Source organism: Micromonospora sp. LOL_024 (genome assembly GCF_048060415.1).
GTDB lineage: Bacteria > Actinomycetota > Actinomycetes > Mycobacteriales > Micromonosporaceae > Micromonospora.
This window is the reverse complement of record NZ_JBHMIS010000002.1, coordinates 333,013-348,484: the sequence shown is the minus strand read 5'-3', so window position 1 is coordinate 348,484 and position 15,472 is coordinate 333,013. Positions and strand designations below refer to the sequence as shown.

Sequence of the window (15,472 nt, the reverse complement as noted above, 5' to 3'; positions counted from 1 at the left end):
CGGGCCAGGCCGAGCGGCTAGGCTGGGCAGCGTTGTGTCCGGATGCCGCCCCGGGCCGGCTACCGCCCGAAAGCTGGAGTTCTCATGACCACGACGCTGCCCGCGTACGACGAGGTCGTTGCGCGCTACGAGCCGGTGATCGGCCTGGAGACCCACGTCGAGCTGGGCACGAACACGAAGATGTTCTGCGGGTGCCCGACCGACTTCGGCGGCGAGCCGAACACCCGGGTCTGCCCGGTCTGCCTGGGCCTGCCCGGCTCGCTGCCGGTGGCCAACGCCGCGGCCATCGAGGCGACCATCCAGATCGGCCTCGCGCTGAACTGCTCCATCGCGCAGTGGTGCCGGTTCGCCCGGAAGAACTACTTCTATCCGGACATGCCGAAGAACTTCCAGATCAGCCAGTACGACGAGCCGCTCTGCGTCGACGGCTACCTGGACGTCGAGGTGAACGGCGAGATGGTGCGGATCGGCATCGAGCGGGTGCACCTGGAGGAGGACACCGGCAAGACGCTGCACGTGGGCGGTGCCACCGGCCGTATCCACGGTGCCACCGAGTCGCTGGTCGACTACAACCGCGCCGGCATCCCGCTGGTCGAGATCGTCACCAAGCCGATCCCGGGCACCGCCGCGGCGGCCCCGGAGGTCGCCCGCGCGTACGTCACCGAGCTGCGCGACGTGCTCCGCTCGCTCGGCGTCTCCGACGTACGCATGGAGGAGGGCTCGCTGCGTTGTGACGTGAACACCTCGCTGAACCTGCCGGGCGATCAGTGGGGCACCCGTACCGAGACCAAGAACGTCAACTCGCTGCGTTCGGTCGAGCGGGCGGTGCGCTCCGAGATGCTGCGCCAGGCGTCGGTACTGGACGCGGGCGGGCGGATCACCCAGGAGACCCGGCACTTCCACGAGGACACCGGGAACACCACGCCGGGCCGGTCCAAGGAGACCGCCACCGACTACCGCTACTTCCCCGAGCCGGACCTGGTGCCGCTCGCGCCGGACCCGGCCTGGGTGGCCGAGCTGAAGGCGACCCTGCCGGAGCTGCCCCGGCTGCACCGCCGCCGCCTCCAGCAGGCGTGGGGTCTCTCGGAGGCGGACATGCAGTCGGTGCTCAACGCCGGCGCGGTGGAGCTGATCGAGGCCACCGTGGCCGCCGGCGCCACCCCCGCCGCCGCCCGCAAGTGGTGGCTGGGCGAGCTGTCCCGGCGCGCCAACGAGACGAACGTGGAGCTGGCCGACATCGGAGCCACTCCGAAGCAGGTCGCCGAGTTGCAGGGGCTGGTCGACGCCGGCAAGCTCAACGACAAGATGGCCCGTACCGTGCTGGAGGGCGTGGTCGCGGGTGAGGGCTCGCCGACCGAGATCATGACCAACCGGGGGTTGGAGGTCGTCTCCGACACCGGCGCGCTGACCGTCGCGGTGGACGAGGCGATCGCCGCCAACCCGGCCATCGCCGACAAGATCCGCAGCGGCAAGGTCGCCGCCGCCGGCGCCCTGGTCGGCGCGGTGATGAAGACCACCCGCGGCCAGGCCGACGCCAAGACCGTCCGCGCCCTGATCCTGACCCGCCTAACCCCCTAACCCCCTAACCCCCTAACCCCCTAACCCCCCCACCCCCCCACCCCCCCCACCCCGGCATGCCCTCGTTGATCATGAGGTTGGCGGCACTCGTCGATCTTCAAACTGCCGCTAGCCTCATGATCAACAGGCGCGCCATTCCCGCAGGCGGGCGTCAATGGCGACGTCTGGATGGAGTGCAGCGTGAACCAGCACGATCTTGAGGTGCTTGACGAGATCCAGCGGCGGGTGCTGTGGCTCGCCAGCCGGATCGTGGACGCGGCCAACCACGACCGCCGCACCGGCGACGGGGTGAAGGTCGGTGGGCATCAGGCGTCCAGCGCCTCCCTGGTGACTGCGCTGACCGCGCTATGGTTCGCCCACCTCGATGCCGAGGACCGGGTGCGGTGAAACCGCACGCCTCCCCGGTGTTCCACGCCATCCAGTATCTGCTCGGCAACCTGGACCGGTCGTACCTGACCCGGCTGCGGGCCCGGGGCGGCTTGCAGTCGTACCCGTCGCGGACCAAGGACCCGGACGAGGTGGACTTCTCCACCGGTTCGGTGGGCCTCGGCGCCGCCGCGCCGCTGTTCGCCGCGGTGACCCGACGCTACGTCGACGCGCACTTCGGCGAGCGCCCGCACTCCCGGTTCGTCGCGCTGATCGGTGACGCCGAGCTGGACGAGGGCAACATCTGGGAGGCGGTCGCCGACCCGGCTACCACCGGTCTCGGCAACGTGATGTGGGTGGTCGACTTCAACCGGCAGTCGCTGGACCGGGTCGTCCCCGGGGTGCGGATCGACCAGTGGCGCGGCCAGTTCGAGGCCGCCGGCTGGCACGTGGTCGAGGTGAAGTACGGTCGCCGGCTGGCGCAGGCGTACGCCCGGCCGGGCGGGGAGGCGCTGCGCGACTGGATCGACGCGATGCCGAACGAGCAGTACCAGTCCCTGTTCGGGCTGGCCGGGGAGGCGCTGCGCAAGCAGTTCCTGGACGGCGCCCCCGACGGCATCGCGGCGTTGATCGCCGACGTCGCCGAGGAGGAGCTGGGCCCGCTCGTCACCGACCTGGGCGGGCACGACCTCGCGTCGCTGCTGGACGCGTATGCCCAGTGCGACGCGGTGACCGACCGGCCGAGCGTGGTGTTCGCGTACACCGTCAAGGGTTGGGGGTTGCCCATCGCCGGCAATCCGCGTAACCATTCGGCGTTGCTCTCCGGTGAGCAGGTCGAAGCGCTGCGCGCCGCGCACGGGTTGACCCGCGACACCGAGTGGGACCGCCTCGACCCGGCGTCGCCGGCCGGGATCCGGGCCGGGCAGCGTCGGGAGGCGCTGTCCCGCGCGCCCCGCGAGCGGGCGCTGCGGGTCACCGTCCCACAGGCCACGAAGGTACGCGCGAACAAGCCGATCTCCAGCCAGGAGGTCTTCGGTCGGGTGCTGGTCGACCTGGCTCGCGACCCGCAGGTGGGCAGGTATCTCGTCACCACGGCACCGGACGTGGCGACCTCCACCAACCTGGCCGGGTTCATCAACAAGACCGGCGTGTTCGCCCCGACCGCGCAGCGCTCCTGGTCGGAGGACCGGATGCTGCGCTGGACGGAGAGCCCCGACGGGCAGCACATCGAGCTGGGCATCTCCGAGATGAACCTGTTCCTGCTGCTCGGCCAGCTCGGCCTGGCCTGGGACCTGTCGGGGCAGCCGCTGCTGCCGGTCGGCACCGTCTACGACCCGTTCGTGCTGCGCGGGCTGGACGCCTTTCTCTACGGCACCTACTCCGGCTCCCGGTTTGTGGTCGCCGGCACACCGTCCGGGATCACCCTCGCCCCCGAGGGCGGCGCCCACCAGTCGACGATCACCGCGAGCGTGGGCCTGGAACTGCCCGGGGTGACCTTCGTCGAGCCCGCGTACGCGGGCAGCCTGGACTGGCTGCTCTGCGACGCGCTCGGCCACATCGCCGGTGCGCCGCAGCCGACGCCGACCGCCGCGCCGGCCGAGGACGGGGCGTACTACTTCCGGCTCAGCACCCGGCCGCTGGACCAGGCACCGTTCGAGGCGGCCCGCGCCCGGCTCGGCGACGCGGTGCTGCGCCGGCAGGTGCTCGCCGGGGCTTACCGGCTGGTGGACGCCCACCAGGCGCACCCGCAGCTGGCCGACGCGCCGACGGTGCAGCTGGCCGCCTCGGGCGCGGTGCTGCCGGAGGTGCTGGCCGCGGCGGCGGAGCTGGCCGACGAGGGGGTGGCCGCCCACGTCGTCGACGTGACCAGCCTGGACCGCCTCTACCGCGCCTGGCAGCGCACCCTGCGGCAGGGCGTACGCACGGCCACCGTGCCCAGCGTGCCCGGCGCGCTGCGGGCCGCCTTCGCCGACCGGGTGCCGGTGGTGACCGTGCACGACGCCGCCTCGCACGCCATGGCCTGGATCGGCTCGGCGGTGGCCGCCCCGGCGGTACCGCTCGGGGTGGACGAGTTCGGCCAGTCCGGCACCGTCCACGACCTCTACGAGCTGCACGACCTGCTCCCCGGCAGCATCGTCAACGCCGCCCTGGCCGCCCTGAGCCTCCGCTGACCAACGGCAGTGCGCGGACGTCGACAACCACGGGGTTGCTGCGGATGGTCACTTCTTCCGTGACCTGCACGGCGACCCGCTCTCCGAGTCGGTGTACGACCGATGGTGGAAGCTTGCCCGCGGCAAGGGGGCGAACGGTGACCGGGCGCTTGCAGACCAAGGTCGGCTAGCAAGTGGGTGAGCTTGCATTGGAGGAGCTAGAGAGGCCGCCGAACGTGAAGGGCGCCTTTCCCATCCGAAACCACGAGACGTGCGGGGTTGATCACTGTCAGCGAGGCATGCTGGCCTCCATGTATTGGTCTAGCTAAGCACCTAAATATGTGCACGGCGGGAGGGCGGCAGTACCGTGAGGTCCACAAAGAGAATGATGGGCATCGTTGCTTCGGCGTTAGCAGCAACTACGGCGCTGGTTGCTGCGCCAACGCCGGCTGCAGCGGATTTGGCCTTGAATATCCCGATCAGCGGTAGCACCTACAGTAGCTCCTCTGTGTACTACCTGTCGGCGGAGTGGCGTCAGGTCACCCTCGACCAGGGTGGCTACATCCTGGTGAATCTTGATCGCACTCCTCGGCTGAGCAACGGCACGCCGGATTACATGAAGTGGATGATCTACGTCACGCCGAATAACTCGCCGATGAAGACGATCAACCAAGACCCTGCGGCTTGGACTAACATGGGCTATTTCGGTCCACCGGGGACCTACTTCCGTAACAGATTTGCTCGCGGTACCACTTGCAACAACTGCGACCACAATTTCTCAGGGAACATGGACTACTAGCCTTAGCTCGGGATAGCAGCAACCTGCGGAGAGTTGTCAAGGGACGGCCGGTGTGTCACGTGAGGAGGCGCACCGGCCATCGCCGTAAGATCGGAATTTATGCGCTCAGTCACTATCGTTGCATGGGCAAAACCCCCAGCCTCAGCATCCGTCGTCAGCAAGCTGCTCGCTATTTCGGTTGTTGTGGCATGTATTTTAACGTCGGGGTGCCAGGGATCTCGGCCAGCCTCGTCTCGTTGGATAAACGGCGCCCAAGTTGCCGTCGAGTATCGCGATGAGGCGAAGGGTCTCGATTTGGCACCTGGGTGGGTGTGGCCTGGCGATCTACGTTTTCCCGACAAAGCCGAGGACGGCACCACTCAGATGTACGAGGTGGCGGGTTGAGGCAGCCTGGTACTGGCACTGCTCGTGGGCGAGAACTTTCCTTTCAGCGACCGATCCGGTTGAGAGAGAGGAAGCTCTATACAAAGTTCTCCTAATCCGGGACTCCGCCTTTTATGAATGGGGTTCAGATGACCTGGAGCGTCGACGCAAAGACCAGCTACTAGAGGACGTCAAACGGGGGGAGCTGAGCTTTTTCAAGCGGACCGTGGAACTGAACTGTCCAGTGGCCTCTCAATGATGGAAGATTCACGGCGGGGTTCCATCGCGGTTGATCGTCGACTTCTTTCAATGCTTACAGGTGTGGTGGCGGGAGTGGTGGCTTTCGCCGTTGACTTCGTGCCAGCTCCCGAAGGCGGGATCCTCGGCGCGGCCGTCAGTTCTGGCTTCAGTTGGGGTCTGGTTTCCTTCGCCGTGGGCTACTTCGCTCCTACGCGAAGGGTTGCGCTCATCGTCTCAGTCGGCACGCTCGCACTAGCAGTGACGACATATTACAGCTTTGTTCTGCTGTTTTCTGATCGATGGCATCAGTCGTCCGGCGCTTCAAGCCTACCTAATGCATTTTCGCCAGTTACCCGGGCGTTGATGTTTTGGATGGCAGGCGCTTTGCTGGGTGGATTATTCCTAGGGTGGCTGGCTTATGGGGCGAAAACTGGCTCAGCTCGCAGTTCTGGTATTGCATTCGGTGTGGCGATCGGTGCACTCATCGGAGAGGCGGCCTATGCAGTCTTCCACTTTGCCTTCATATGGGTTGGTCCGCTAGACGCTTTTGTGTGGACTCAACTTCAGCCTGCGGCGACGCAGCTCTGTCTTGCCGCAATCGTCGCTATTGTAGCTCTATGGATCCGACGAAGGTCCGTCTCTCCTTTAGCGGTTCTAGCGGCGGGAACAATCTCAACCACAGTGAGCGTCGCACTCTGGTATCTGATTCAGGCCGTACGGACGACCTTGTGAGCCTCACGAAGGGCCACCTGTCTCGTCCGCGGCCTCCACGTCAGCCGACGGATCGAGGGTGCCGGCAGCGGATAGGTGTTGTAGGCGTGTAGGCAGGCTCCGGGTGGTGGGCGGGCAGGCAGCCGTGCGGCGAGCGGCCCAGCCGACGAATCTGGTGAACAGCTCCTCGGGCTCCGGTCCGTCGTGCGGGTTGAGCTGGTAGAGGTCCCGCATGGCCTCGTACATCAGGCCGGCGAGGTAGATCGTGAGGCCGGGGACGTTGTCCCTGAACTCCACGGGCAGCGGGAGTCGGGCCTCCCCGCAGGGCCAGGGCTGTCCGTCGACGCGGCAGTGCCAGCTGGGGCGTGCCGGGGTGTGTGGGGTGTTCCCGCCCGAGCCGTTTGGTCGGTCGGGGTGCGGGCCGCGACCCGGCTTCGCGAGCTGGGTGGTCAGCACGGCCGACCTCCGCCCGCCCGCCACTGCTGGCCCGGTGTCAGCCAGCCGGGGCGGCCGGGGCCCTGGCGGGGGGAGCGGCTGGGTCGGCTGGCGCATCCACTCGGGCAGGTGCGTGCCGCGCTGGCGCTGCGGCAGGACCGGCAGGAGAACTGTCGCGGGCAGGTGTACGCGGTTCTGGTACGCACGTCGGCCTCCTTGAGTCGGCGATGGATCGGGGCCGCCCCTGCACGGGGGATGTGCACGGGCGGCCCCGGGGGCGAACACTCCTGCCGGGCTCTTTCACCTCCACCAGGCAGTGCCGCCATGCCAGCGACTCTGCCAATCTGTGACGGGACGGCAACACCGCGTGTGTATATGGTGGACGGAAATCTGCGGTGTCCGATGGAGGTTCGATGAACGACGCACTCCGGGTAGCGCTCCACGAGGCAGGCCACACAACGGATTCGTTGGCGGCACAGATAGGTGTGGACCCGAAGACGACCGACCGGTGGCTCCGCCAGGGCCGCCTCCCGCACCCGGGGCACCGCGCCAGCGCAGCCGCCGTTCTCGGCAAGGAGACGTCGGACATATGGCCGGACACTTCGAGACGCCGAATCCGTGACCTTGTGTGGTTCCGCCTACCTGGACACTCAGCTACAGGGACAAGTGGTTAGCGACCCAGACGACGTAGCGGCCATACTGGCAGCCTGGGAGAACGTCCGGGTTGAGGCGATGTCCCACCGGCAGTCGATCGATTTCCTGAGGGAAGTGGCGGAGACATGGACCTGAGCGGCGCCACCTGGCGTAAGAGCAGCCGCAGCAGCGGCAACGGCGGCAACTGCGTCGAGGTTGCCGACAACGTGTCCGGCGTCGTGGGCGTCCGGGACACCAAGGACCGTGAGGGCGGCACCCTTCAGTTCAACCCGGTGGCCTGGCAGGGCTTCGTCAACCTGGCGAAGCAGATCGGTCCCGTGGGCTGACCTCGCCCTGGCAGAGCCCTCGGCGCGACGCCGAGGGCCCTACCTGTGCGCCATCCGCCGGGATTGAAGCGCCTTCTCGTCTGGATCGGCAGCCCGTCAGCGGGTCGGCGTGGGGGTGGGGGTGATGGCCGGCGTGGGGGTGGTGCTGTCCAGGGGAGTGGCGGTGGCGGGCGGGATGATCACGGTGCGTTCGAGGTTCACCTGGGCCTGACCGGTGCCGCCGACCGTGATGTCGTCGTACGCCTGGAGCTGCTTCTCCTCGTCGAAGTAGAGCACGGTCATCGCCAGCGGGGTCGGCTCCTCGCCCTCCAGCCCGCGCAGCCCCGCTCCACCGGTGGAGCCCTGCACCATCAGCGTGGTGGGCTGCTGGCCCGGCACCTCGGGCAGCGTGTTGATCTGCCGGTTGTGGGTGTGCCCGGCGAGCACCAACGGGCAGGTCCCGGAGAGCGGCCCGGCGGCGGCCGGGTCGTGCACCAGCGCGATGTCCACCGGGCGGGGCGAGCTGCGGATCGTGTCGGCGAGCGTCTCGCCGTTGGTGATCAGCTCGTCGGCGGTGGGCTGGTTGAGCCCACCACTGGCCGGTGAGGTGCTCTTGTCCGGGGTGAAACGGGGGTCACCGATGCCGGCGATGGTGATTCCGGCGACGGTGGCCGTCGTGTTGTCCAGTACGACCGCGTTGGGCTGGCGGGCCACCGCCGCCGCCGTACGCCCGGAGTCGTGGTTGCCGCGGATGTAGACGTACGGCTTCTCCAGCAGGCTGATCGAGCCGACGTAGGAGGCCTCGGGTTCGCTGCCCCAGTCGGTGATGTCGCCGGTGTCGATCACCACGTCGATGGCGAACTGCTCCGTCACGGTCCGGACGAGCTGCCAGGTGGACGGGTTGAGGTGCAGGTCGGAGATGTGCAGCACCCGGGTGGTGTTCGGATCCGGCTCGTAGACCGGCAGCGCCGACACGGTGGTGTAGAGCTGGGTGACGTTGCCGATGAGTCGCTGGAGCTGCTCGGCGTACCGGGTGTAGTCGTCAGCGATCTTGCGTACGTCACCCACGATCGCCGGGGCGTTGACGAGCAACCCTTCGTACCGGGGCTCCTCGATGGCCTGCGGACGCATGGTCGCCGCGGCGGTGCCCAGGCTGCCCGCGGTGATCAGAAAGGCCAGAACTCCGGCCCAGGCCGCCCGCCGGGTGTCCCGGAAGACCAGCAGGGCCAGCGCCAGGGTCGCCAGCACGACGGAGCCGAGGGTACGTAGCCCGAGCCGCAGCACGCCCACCTGGACCTCGTCGACCGCCGACTGGGTGGCTCGGTTGAGGCCCGCCGGGTCGCCCAGCAGCGCTTCGGTGCGGCCCTGGTCCAGGGCGCCCAACTCCACCTTCAGGTGGGTCGGGCCGTCGTGACTGTCGAGCAGCAGTGCGCCCAGCGGTGGGATGCCGACGGTGGTGCTGCCGTCGACCGTCGGCGAAACCGACAGCTTGGCGTGGAAGGGGCCGATGTCGGTGCCCACCTGCCCGCCGGCGAGCACCCCGAGCAGCACCCCGGCGAAACTGACCACCAGGACGGCCAGGGTGACGGCGATCCGGCGTAGACCGGTGTGGCGCCGCGGCGTACCGGAGTCCGCTGCGGCGCGCCGCAGCGGAGGGAAGCGGCGCGGGCGGCCGGCCGGGGCGTCCCCGTTCCGGTCGCGGCGCGGCTCGTCGTTCTGTTGACCATCCATGCTGAGATTCTGACCTGCCCGCTGAAGGATCTTGGCAAACCTGCGTGATGCGACGTTCGCGCCTCAGCTGCGTCCCGCGCCACCCCCGGCGAAGACGAGCCGGAGCAGCCGGTCGTCCTCCGGCGTTGGCCGGCCCCGCCCGTCGTGGTTGGACGTGGCGACCCAGAGCGAGCCGTCCGGTGCGGCGGCGATCGCCCGCAACCGACCGTACCTCTCCGTCAGCATCGCCTGGGGCTGCCCGAGCACCGTGCCGGTCTCGGTCAGCTCGACCAGCCAGAGCCGCTGGCCACGCAGGCACGCCGTGGCGAGCATCCGCTCCACCGCGGCCAGGCCGGAGCAGGACGCCTCGTCGGTCGACCACTGCACGATCGGGTCGACGTACTTCTTGTCGTCGCCACGACCCTCGACCTCGGGCCAGCCGTAGTTCTTGCCCTTGGTGATCTGGTTGATCTCGTCCCAGGTGTTCTGGCCGAACTCGACGGCGTACATCCGGTCGCCCTCCCAGGCGATGCCCTGCACGTTGCGGTGGCCCAGCGACCAGACCGGCGAGTTCGCAAAGGGGTTGTCGGGCGCCGGCTTCCCCTCGGGGGTGATCCGAAGGATCTTGCCGCCGAGCTGTTCGAGGTCCTGCGACTGGTCGGTGTCCCCGGCGTCGCCGGTGCTGGCGTAGAGCTGCCCGTCGGGGCCGAACGCCAGCCCGCCGCCGTTGTGGATGCCCGCCTTCGGGATCCCGGTGAGGATCGGCGTGGGCTGCTCGCCGAGCCGAAGCCGGGCGATCCGGTTGTCCCGTTCGGCGGTGTAGTAGACGAAGACCGTCTCGTCCTGGGCGAAGTCCGGTGACACCGCGATACCCATCAGACCGCCCTCGCCCGAGGCCACCACGTCGTCGATGGTCTGCACCTCGGTGATCTTCAAACCGTCCGGGCTCGACTCCGGGCCGACCTGGACAATCCGGCCGCTGTCGCGCTCGGTCACCAGGGCACCGCCGTCGGGCAGGAACGCGATGCCCCAGGGCACCCGCAGCCCCTGGGCGAGCACGGTGGTGACGGCCTCCTGGTCGCCGGTGCCGGCGTTGGCCGAGGGGGTGGGCAGGTTCGGTGGCTCGCCGGCCGGATCCGGTTCCGGGTCGCCGAGGCTGCAACCTGTGGCGGCGAGCAACAGCGCCGCGCAGCACGCCGCGAGGGCGGTGCGGATTTGACGGGCGCGGAGGTGCGGGGTAGCGCTCACGCGGCCCAGGGTAGCCCGCCGGGGCGGGGACCGCGGCGCTCGGCGCGGGCGGACCTCAATCGGCTGGTGCGCCGGCGGGGCCTATCGTCGGCGAACGTGAAGGTTTGGATTCCGCACGAGACCGGTCATGCCCTGCTCGGAGAGCTGCCGCCGGAGGTCACCGTCGAGACGATGGACGATCCGGCGAAGCTGCCCTCGCGGGTCACCGGCGTCCGGTGCTGGGTGCCGCCCTTCCTGGCGGGCGCGGACGCCACGGCACTGCTGCACGAGCTGCCGGATCTGGCGCTGGTGCAGTTGCTCTCGGCCGGCGCGGACATCTGGGCGGGCCGGATCCCGCCGGGGGTGACCCTCTGCGACGCCCGAGGGGTGCACGACCCCTCCACGGCCGAATGGGTGGTCGCCGCGATCCTCTCCCAGCTGCGCTCCTTTCCGGCGCTCGCCCGTGCGCAGGCGCAGTGACGGTGGGCGTACGACGAGGTGGCGCCCACCGACGAGCTGGCCGCGCTCTGCTGGTGAACGCCGCCCGGGGACCGGTGGCCCGGACGGACGCGCTGGTCGCCGAGCTGGCCACCGGCCGGATCTCCGCTGCCCTGGACGTCACGGACCCGGAGCCACTGCCCGCCGACCACCCGCTCTGGGCGATGCCGAACGTGCTGATGACTCCGCACGTGGCCGGCTCGGTGCGGAGGCCTGCTGCCGCGGGCGTACCGCCTGGTCGGACGACAGATCCGGCGCTTGGCGGCCGGCGAGCCACCGCGGAAGGTGGTAGTGCACGGCTACTGAGCCGACTCGGGCTCGCCGCGCCCGGCCGCGGCCACCAGCCGTGGCAGGTCCTGGCGGCGGACGGCCGGCAGCACCAGCCGCTGGCCGTCGCCGAGCTGGGCGACCGCCCGGCCGCGCGGGTCGGACCCCAGCTCGACCACCTGCTCCCAGGGAATCCGACGCTGTCCGGCCAGCGCCCGCAGCCGCAGTCCGCGGTCGTCGGCGTCGGTGCCGGCGCGCCAGGCCCAGACGGCCACGGACACCGGCACCAGCAGCACCGGCAGCAGGTACGCGCGGGCGCTGGCCAGCGGCAGCGCGCCGATGAAGGCGACGATCGCCGCGACCAGGATGGCCTGGTGGTGCCGGAAGCGCACGGTGTCGGAGCGAGCCATGCCCAGATGATCCCACCCGGGCGGCGAGGAGCGGACGAGCGGGCCGGAGCGGCACGGGACCCGCCCCGTTGTCCAACTCGCTGCGACGGGACGGCGGCAGTGCTCGGCCTCACTGTCGATCGGCCGTTACTTCTTGCGGGTCGACTCGTTCACCGGTGGTGGGCGTCGGACCATCTGTCCGGCGCCCGTGCACCGCCGCACCGCCCCGTGCCCCCTCACGAAGGCGAACGTCGTGCCCGTCCCGCCTGTGTTCCGTGTCGCTGTGTGCCGTGTCGCGGCGCACCGTCCGCTTCTACCGGAAGCCTGTGTCCTCGCGTTGGTCGCCGTGCTGGTCGTGCTCGGTGTGACCGGGCCGGTGCCGGCCCTCGCCGCGGTGGCGCTCGCCGGTGCGGCCGGCTCCACGCTGGCCGGCGTACGCCTGTCCCGGCTGGCCGTCGGCGTCGACGCGCCGGCAGCCGACCCGGCCGGCGGCCGGCTGGCCCGCCGTCGGGCGGCCCGTCCTCGCCGGGCCGCGGCCCTCCTGCACGCCGCGGTGGTGACCGCTGGACTGACCGCGGCGGTGCTACCGGTGGCCTCCGCCGGCTATCGGCCGGCGGCGGCCCTGGCGGGGCTTGCCGGCACCACCGCGCTGCTCGGTGGCGGCCTGGTCAGCCTGCCGCGCCGACCGCGCCCGTCGGTCCGCAGCCGGCTGCGTCACCTGCTCGACGGCGCCGCGCCCAGCGCCGGCCTGGTGCTCGTCGCCTGGCTGCTGCTGCCGTACGCCGATGTCCCGGCACCGGTGCGGCTGGTCGTCGCGGTGGTCCTGGGTGTGCTCGCGGTCGACGTGTTGACCGCGCTGACCGGGTCGCGGCGGGGCTCCGGCTTCGCCCGCTGCCGCGCCGGGGCCGCGCTGACCCTGCTCGCCCTGGTGCTGCTGGCCGCGTTGCCGGCCGGTCCTGACGCGGGGCGGCCGGCGCTGCTGGCCGTACCCCCGTTGGTGACCGGTGTGCTGCTGGTGGCGGCCGGAGTACGCCGGGTGGCGCGGACCGACGCTGCCGCGGACCGGTCGACGCCGTGGATCTGGCCCCGGGCCGTGCTGCCGGCGGTCGCGGCGCTGCTGGCCGTCGTCCACCAGTTGCAGGCCGGTCTGCTGCCGGACCGCACCGCTGTGTTGATCGCGCTGAGCGCGTTGCCGGCGCTGGTGGCCCGCGAGCTGCTGGGTGGGGCGGGGCATCCCGCACCCGAAGCCGCGCCGGCTGCGACGGCGGCACCCGCGCCGGCTGCGGCGGTACCGACGGTGGCGGTGGGTGCGTTCGCCGGCAACGGAGGTCCGGCTGGGCGCTTCGCCCTGCTACGGGCGTTGGGGGCGCGAACCGAACCGGCCTCCGGCGCGCTGCTCGTGGTCGACTTGCACCTGACCGAGCTGCCCGGGCCCGTCGCGCGCGACGACGTGGCCGCCGAAGCGGTCCACCGGGCCCGAGCGGTGGCCACCGCCGACGATGAGGTGTTCGACCTCACCGGCAGCGGACTCGCGGTTCTGACTAGGGCCGGCCCGGTGCTGGCCTACGCGCTGGGTACCCGGCTGCTCGCCGAGTTGGCCCGGCCGTACGAGGTGGCCGGCGCGGTGCTGCGGTCGCGGCCCAGTGTCGGGCTCGCCGAACTCGTCACCGGCCGCCCGGAGGATCTGCTCCGCCAGGCGGACCTGGCCCGGCGGCGCGCGGCCCAGCTCGGTCGGGACCGGGTCGAGTGGTACGACGCCTACCTGGAGGAGCAGCTGGTTCGCCGGCTGGACCTGGAAAGGGAGCTGCCGGGCGCGGTCGCCCGGGGTGAGCTGGACCTGGTCTACCAGCCGGTGCTCGGGCTGGCCGACCGGTCACCGGTCGGCACTGAGGCGTTGCTGCGCTGGCGCAGTCCGGTGCTGGGCACGGTGTTCCCGACGGAGCTGCTGCCGGTGGCCGAGGATCTCGACATGATGGGCGAACTGGGTGCCTGGGTGTTGGATCGGGCCTGCCGGCAGCTGGCCGGCTGGTCCGCCGGCGGAAGACGGCTGTGGATGGCGGTGAACGTCACGACCCGCGAGCTCACTTCACCGGATTTCGTGCCTCGCACCGCGGCAGTGCTGGAGGCGTACGGGGTCGGGCCGGACCAACTGGTGGTCGAGGTCGCCGAGCCGAGGGTGGCCGCGGACCTGTCCACGGTGACGGCCCGGCTGGCCGGCCTGCGCTCGATGGGCATCCGTACCGCGCTGGACGACTTCCGGGTCGAACAGGCGTCGCTCACCCAGCTCCGGCGGCTGCCGATCGACCTGCTCAAGGTGGGGCCGGAGGCGGTCGGTGCGGCCGGCGATCGGCACCATCCGCTGCTGGACGTGGTGGTCGCCGTGGCCGACCGGTTGGGTCTTGAGGTGGTCGCCGAGGAGCTGGAATCCGCCCACCAGGTCGAGGGAGCGCTGCGCGCCGGATGTCGTTACGGGCAGGGGTTCGAGCTGGCCCGTCCGGCGACGGCGGAACGCGTGGAGGCGTTCTTCGAGGAGTTCCCCTCCACGTCGCGCTGATCGCGGCATTGGCTGAACCGGTTCACATGTCGCTCGCCGGTGGACCGGTGCTGCCGCGCGGGGTCAGGTGGGCGGTCTCGTCCTGTAGCCCGACCGCCGGGCCGCCCTCGATGACCTGCAACAACTGCCGCGCGGCGTGCGCGCCGTAGGCCGGGATGTCCCGGCCGAGCGCGGTCAGCGGTGGGTGCACCAGCCGGCACAGCGGCGAGTCGTCCCAGGCCACGATGGACAGGTCGGCGGGTACCGCGAGCCCCATCTCCTGGGCGACCGACAACCCGGCGATCGCCATCACGTCGTTGTCGAAGATCACTGCCGTTGGGCGTACCCGGGAACTGAGCAGCCGCCGGGTCGCCCGTGCGCCCTCCTCACCCGTGTAGTCGGCGGGGGCGGTGACCGCCTCGGCGAGGCCGAGGCGCTGGCACACCTCGGCGAAGGCCCGGGTGCGGATCGCGGTGTGCAGGAGTTCGGGCAGTCCGCCGACCCGGGCGATCCGCCGGTGCCCCAGGGCGTTGAGGTACTCCACCGTCTCCACCAGCGCCGCCGCGTCGTTCGACCAGACACTGGGCAGCCCGCCGGTGCCCGTCGGCCCGCCGATCACCACGGCCGGCAGACCGAGCTGCTCCAGCACCGGCACCCGCACGTCGTCGGTGCGCAGGTCGCAGACGAGCACGCCGTCGACCCGGCGCTCCCCCCACCACCGTCGGTAGACCGCGACCTCGGCGTGTTGGTCGGTCACCACCTGAAGGGTCAGCGCGTACGAGCGGGCGGACAGTTCCGCCTCGACACCGCTGATCAGCTCCATGAAGAAGGGCTCGATGCCGAGCGTGCGGGCCGGTCGGGCGAGGATCAACCCGATGGCGCGGGCGGTCGCGCCGGAGAGGGCCCGGGCGGCGCTGCTCGGGCTGAACCCGATCTCGGTGGCGATGGCCATGATGCGCTGCCGGGTCGCCTCGGAGACTCCCGGCTGCCCGTTCAGCGCGTACGACACTGCGCCCTTGGAAACCCCCGCCCGCCGGGCGACATCCGCGATCGTGGGCCGCTTCACCGGCGTACTTCCTCCTGAACCAGTTTCCTGCTCCGTCCACGCCGTGTGGCGCGGGCAGGCGGTGGACACGTTACTGGTCGTCCGAGCCGGTGGCCCGGTCCGGGTCCGGGTGGGGCGGTCGCTGGCGGACAGGCGCCGGAACTTGTTCGGTTCGGTTCCCGGGCTGCAGTGCCACGTTACG

General features: G+C 70.6%; 10 protein-coding genes and 3 pseudogenes. 8 read left to right on the top strand and 5 right to left on the bottom strand.

The features are described from left to right. The first annotated feature begins 84 nt into the window (after positions 1-84). The 4 genes and pseudogenes from gatB (at position 85) to ACFHWY_RS05425 (ending at position 6,228) form a co-directional block, all read left to right on the top strand. Positions 85-1,578, top strand: coding sequence for an Asp-tRNA(Asn)/Glu-tRNA(Gln) amidotransferase subunit GatB (gene gatB, locus ACFHWY_RS05440; RefSeq protein WP_416578963.1), 1,494 nt, complete (start codon positions 85-87; stop codon positions 1,576-1,578). Positions 1,579-1,758: 180 nt separating this feature from the next. Further along, positions 1,759-4,115: pseudogene (locus ACFHWY_RS05435) on the top strand (transketolase-like TK C-terminal-containing protein). 364 nt (positions 4,116-4,479) lie between these two features. Beyond that, a complete protein-coding gene (locus tag ACFHWY_RS05430; RefSeq protein WP_416578962.1) occupies positions 4,480-4,893 on the top strand; it encodes a hypothetical protein in 414 nt (137 codons plus the stop codon). Positions 4,894-5,511: 618 nt separating this feature from the next. Then, positions 5,512-6,228, top strand: a complete 717-nt coding sequence (locus ACFHWY_RS05425; protein WP_416578961.1) for a hypothetical protein — start codon at positions 5,512-5,514, stop codon at positions 6,226-6,228. A gap of 3 nt (positions 6,229-6,231) precedes the next feature. Here ACFHWY_RS05425 and ACFHWY_RS05420 read toward each other — a convergent pair whose 3' ends face one another. Beyond that, positions 6,232-6,663 (bottom strand): hypothetical protein, encoded by a 432-nt coding sequence (locus ACFHWY_RS05420; RefSeq protein ID WP_416578960.1) that lies wholly within the window; start codon positions 6,661-6,663, stop codon positions 6,232-6,234. A gap of 392 nt (positions 6,664-7,055) precedes the next feature. On the opposite strand from ACFHWY_RS05420, the pseudogene ACFHWY_RS05415 reads away from it, so the two are divergent. Together ACFHWY_RS05415 and ACFHWY_RS05410 are read left to right on the top strand one after the other, a co-directional pair. Beyond that, a pseudogene (locus ACFHWY_RS05415) lies at positions 7,056-7,431 on the top strand (Scr1 family TA system antitoxin-like transcriptional regulator). After that, entirely contained in the window at positions 7,422-7,622 is a 201-nt protein-coding gene (locus tag ACFHWY_RS05410) for a DUF397 domain-containing protein (protein WP_416578959.1), read from the top strand. The pseudogene ACFHWY_RS05415 and the gene ACFHWY_RS05410 overlap by 10 nt, the downstream one beginning before the upstream one ends. A 96-nt stretch (positions 7,623-7,718) precedes the next feature. Here ACFHWY_RS05410 and ACFHWY_RS05405 read toward each other — a convergent pair whose 3' ends face one another. Beyond that, entirely contained in the window at positions 7,719-9,332 is a 1,614-nt protein-coding gene (locus ACFHWY_RS05405) for a metallophosphoesterase (RefSeq protein ID WP_416578958.1), read from the bottom strand. A 63-nt stretch (positions 9,333-9,395) separates the two neighbouring features. Beyond that, positions 9,396-10,559, bottom strand: coding sequence for a PQQ-dependent sugar dehydrogenase (locus ACFHWY_RS05400; protein ID WP_416578957.1), 1,164 nt, complete (start codon positions 10,557-10,559; stop codon positions 9,396-9,398). 96 nt (positions 10,560-10,655) lie between these two features. On the opposite strand from ACFHWY_RS05400, the pseudogene ACFHWY_RS05395 reads away from it, so the two are divergent. Next, a pseudogene (locus ACFHWY_RS05395) lies at positions 10,656-11,342 on the top strand (NAD(P)-dependent oxidoreductase). Here the strand turns inward: ACFHWY_RS05395 and ACFHWY_RS05390 are convergent. Further along, on the bottom strand, positions 11,336-11,713 hold the full coding sequence (locus ACFHWY_RS05390) for a PH domain-containing protein (RefSeq protein ID WP_416578956.1): 378 nt from the start codon (positions 11,711-11,713) through the stop codon (positions 11,336-11,338). The pseudogene ACFHWY_RS05395 and the gene ACFHWY_RS05390 sit on opposite strands and share 7 nt — an antisense overlap. Positions 11,714-12,038: 325 nt before the next feature. Between ACFHWY_RS05390 and ACFHWY_RS05385 the strand changes: the two genes are divergently transcribed. Continuing rightward, a complete protein-coding gene (locus tag ACFHWY_RS05385) occupies positions 12,039-14,246 on the top strand; it encodes an EAL domain-containing protein (RefSeq protein WP_416578955.1) in 2,208 nt (735 codons plus the stop codon). 22 nt (positions 14,247-14,268) lie between these two features. Here the strand turns inward: ACFHWY_RS05385 and ACFHWY_RS05380 are convergent, their stop codons facing one another. After that, positions 14,269-15,291: a LacI family DNA-binding transcriptional regulator gene (locus ACFHWY_RS05380; RefSeq protein WP_416578954.1), complete on the bottom strand. Its 1,023-nt coding sequence runs from the start codon at positions 15,289-15,291 to the stop codon at positions 14,269-14,271. Positions 15,292-15,472 lie beyond the last annotated feature (181 nt).

What these genes read in the sequence shown, in the direction of transcription:
- gatB (WP_416578963.1), top strand. Translation starts at nt 85, where the DNA reads ATGACCACGACGCTGCCCGCGTACGACGAGGTCGTTGCGCGCTACGAG.
- ACFHWY_RS05430 (WP_416578962.1), top strand. Translation starts at nt 4,480, where the DNA reads ATGATGGGCATCGTTGCTTCGGCGTTAGCAGCAACTACGGCGCTGGTT.
- ACFHWY_RS05425 (WP_416578961.1), top strand. Translation starts at nt 5,512, where the DNA reads ATGATGGAAGATTCACGGCGGGGTTCCATCGCGGTTGATCGTCGACTT.
- ACFHWY_RS05410 (WP_416578959.1), top strand. Translation starts at nt 7,422, where the DNA reads ATGGACCTGAGCGGCGCCACCTGGCGTAAGAGCAGCCGCAGCAGCGGC.
- ACFHWY_RS05405 (WP_416578958.1), bottom strand. Translation starts at nt 9,332, where the DNA reads ATGGATGGTCAACAGAACGACGAGCCGCGCCGCGACCGGAACGGGGAC.
- ACFHWY_RS05390 (WP_416578956.1), bottom strand. Translation starts at nt 11,713, where the DNA reads ATGGCTCGCTCCGACACCGTGCGCTTCCGGCACCACCAGGCCATCCTG.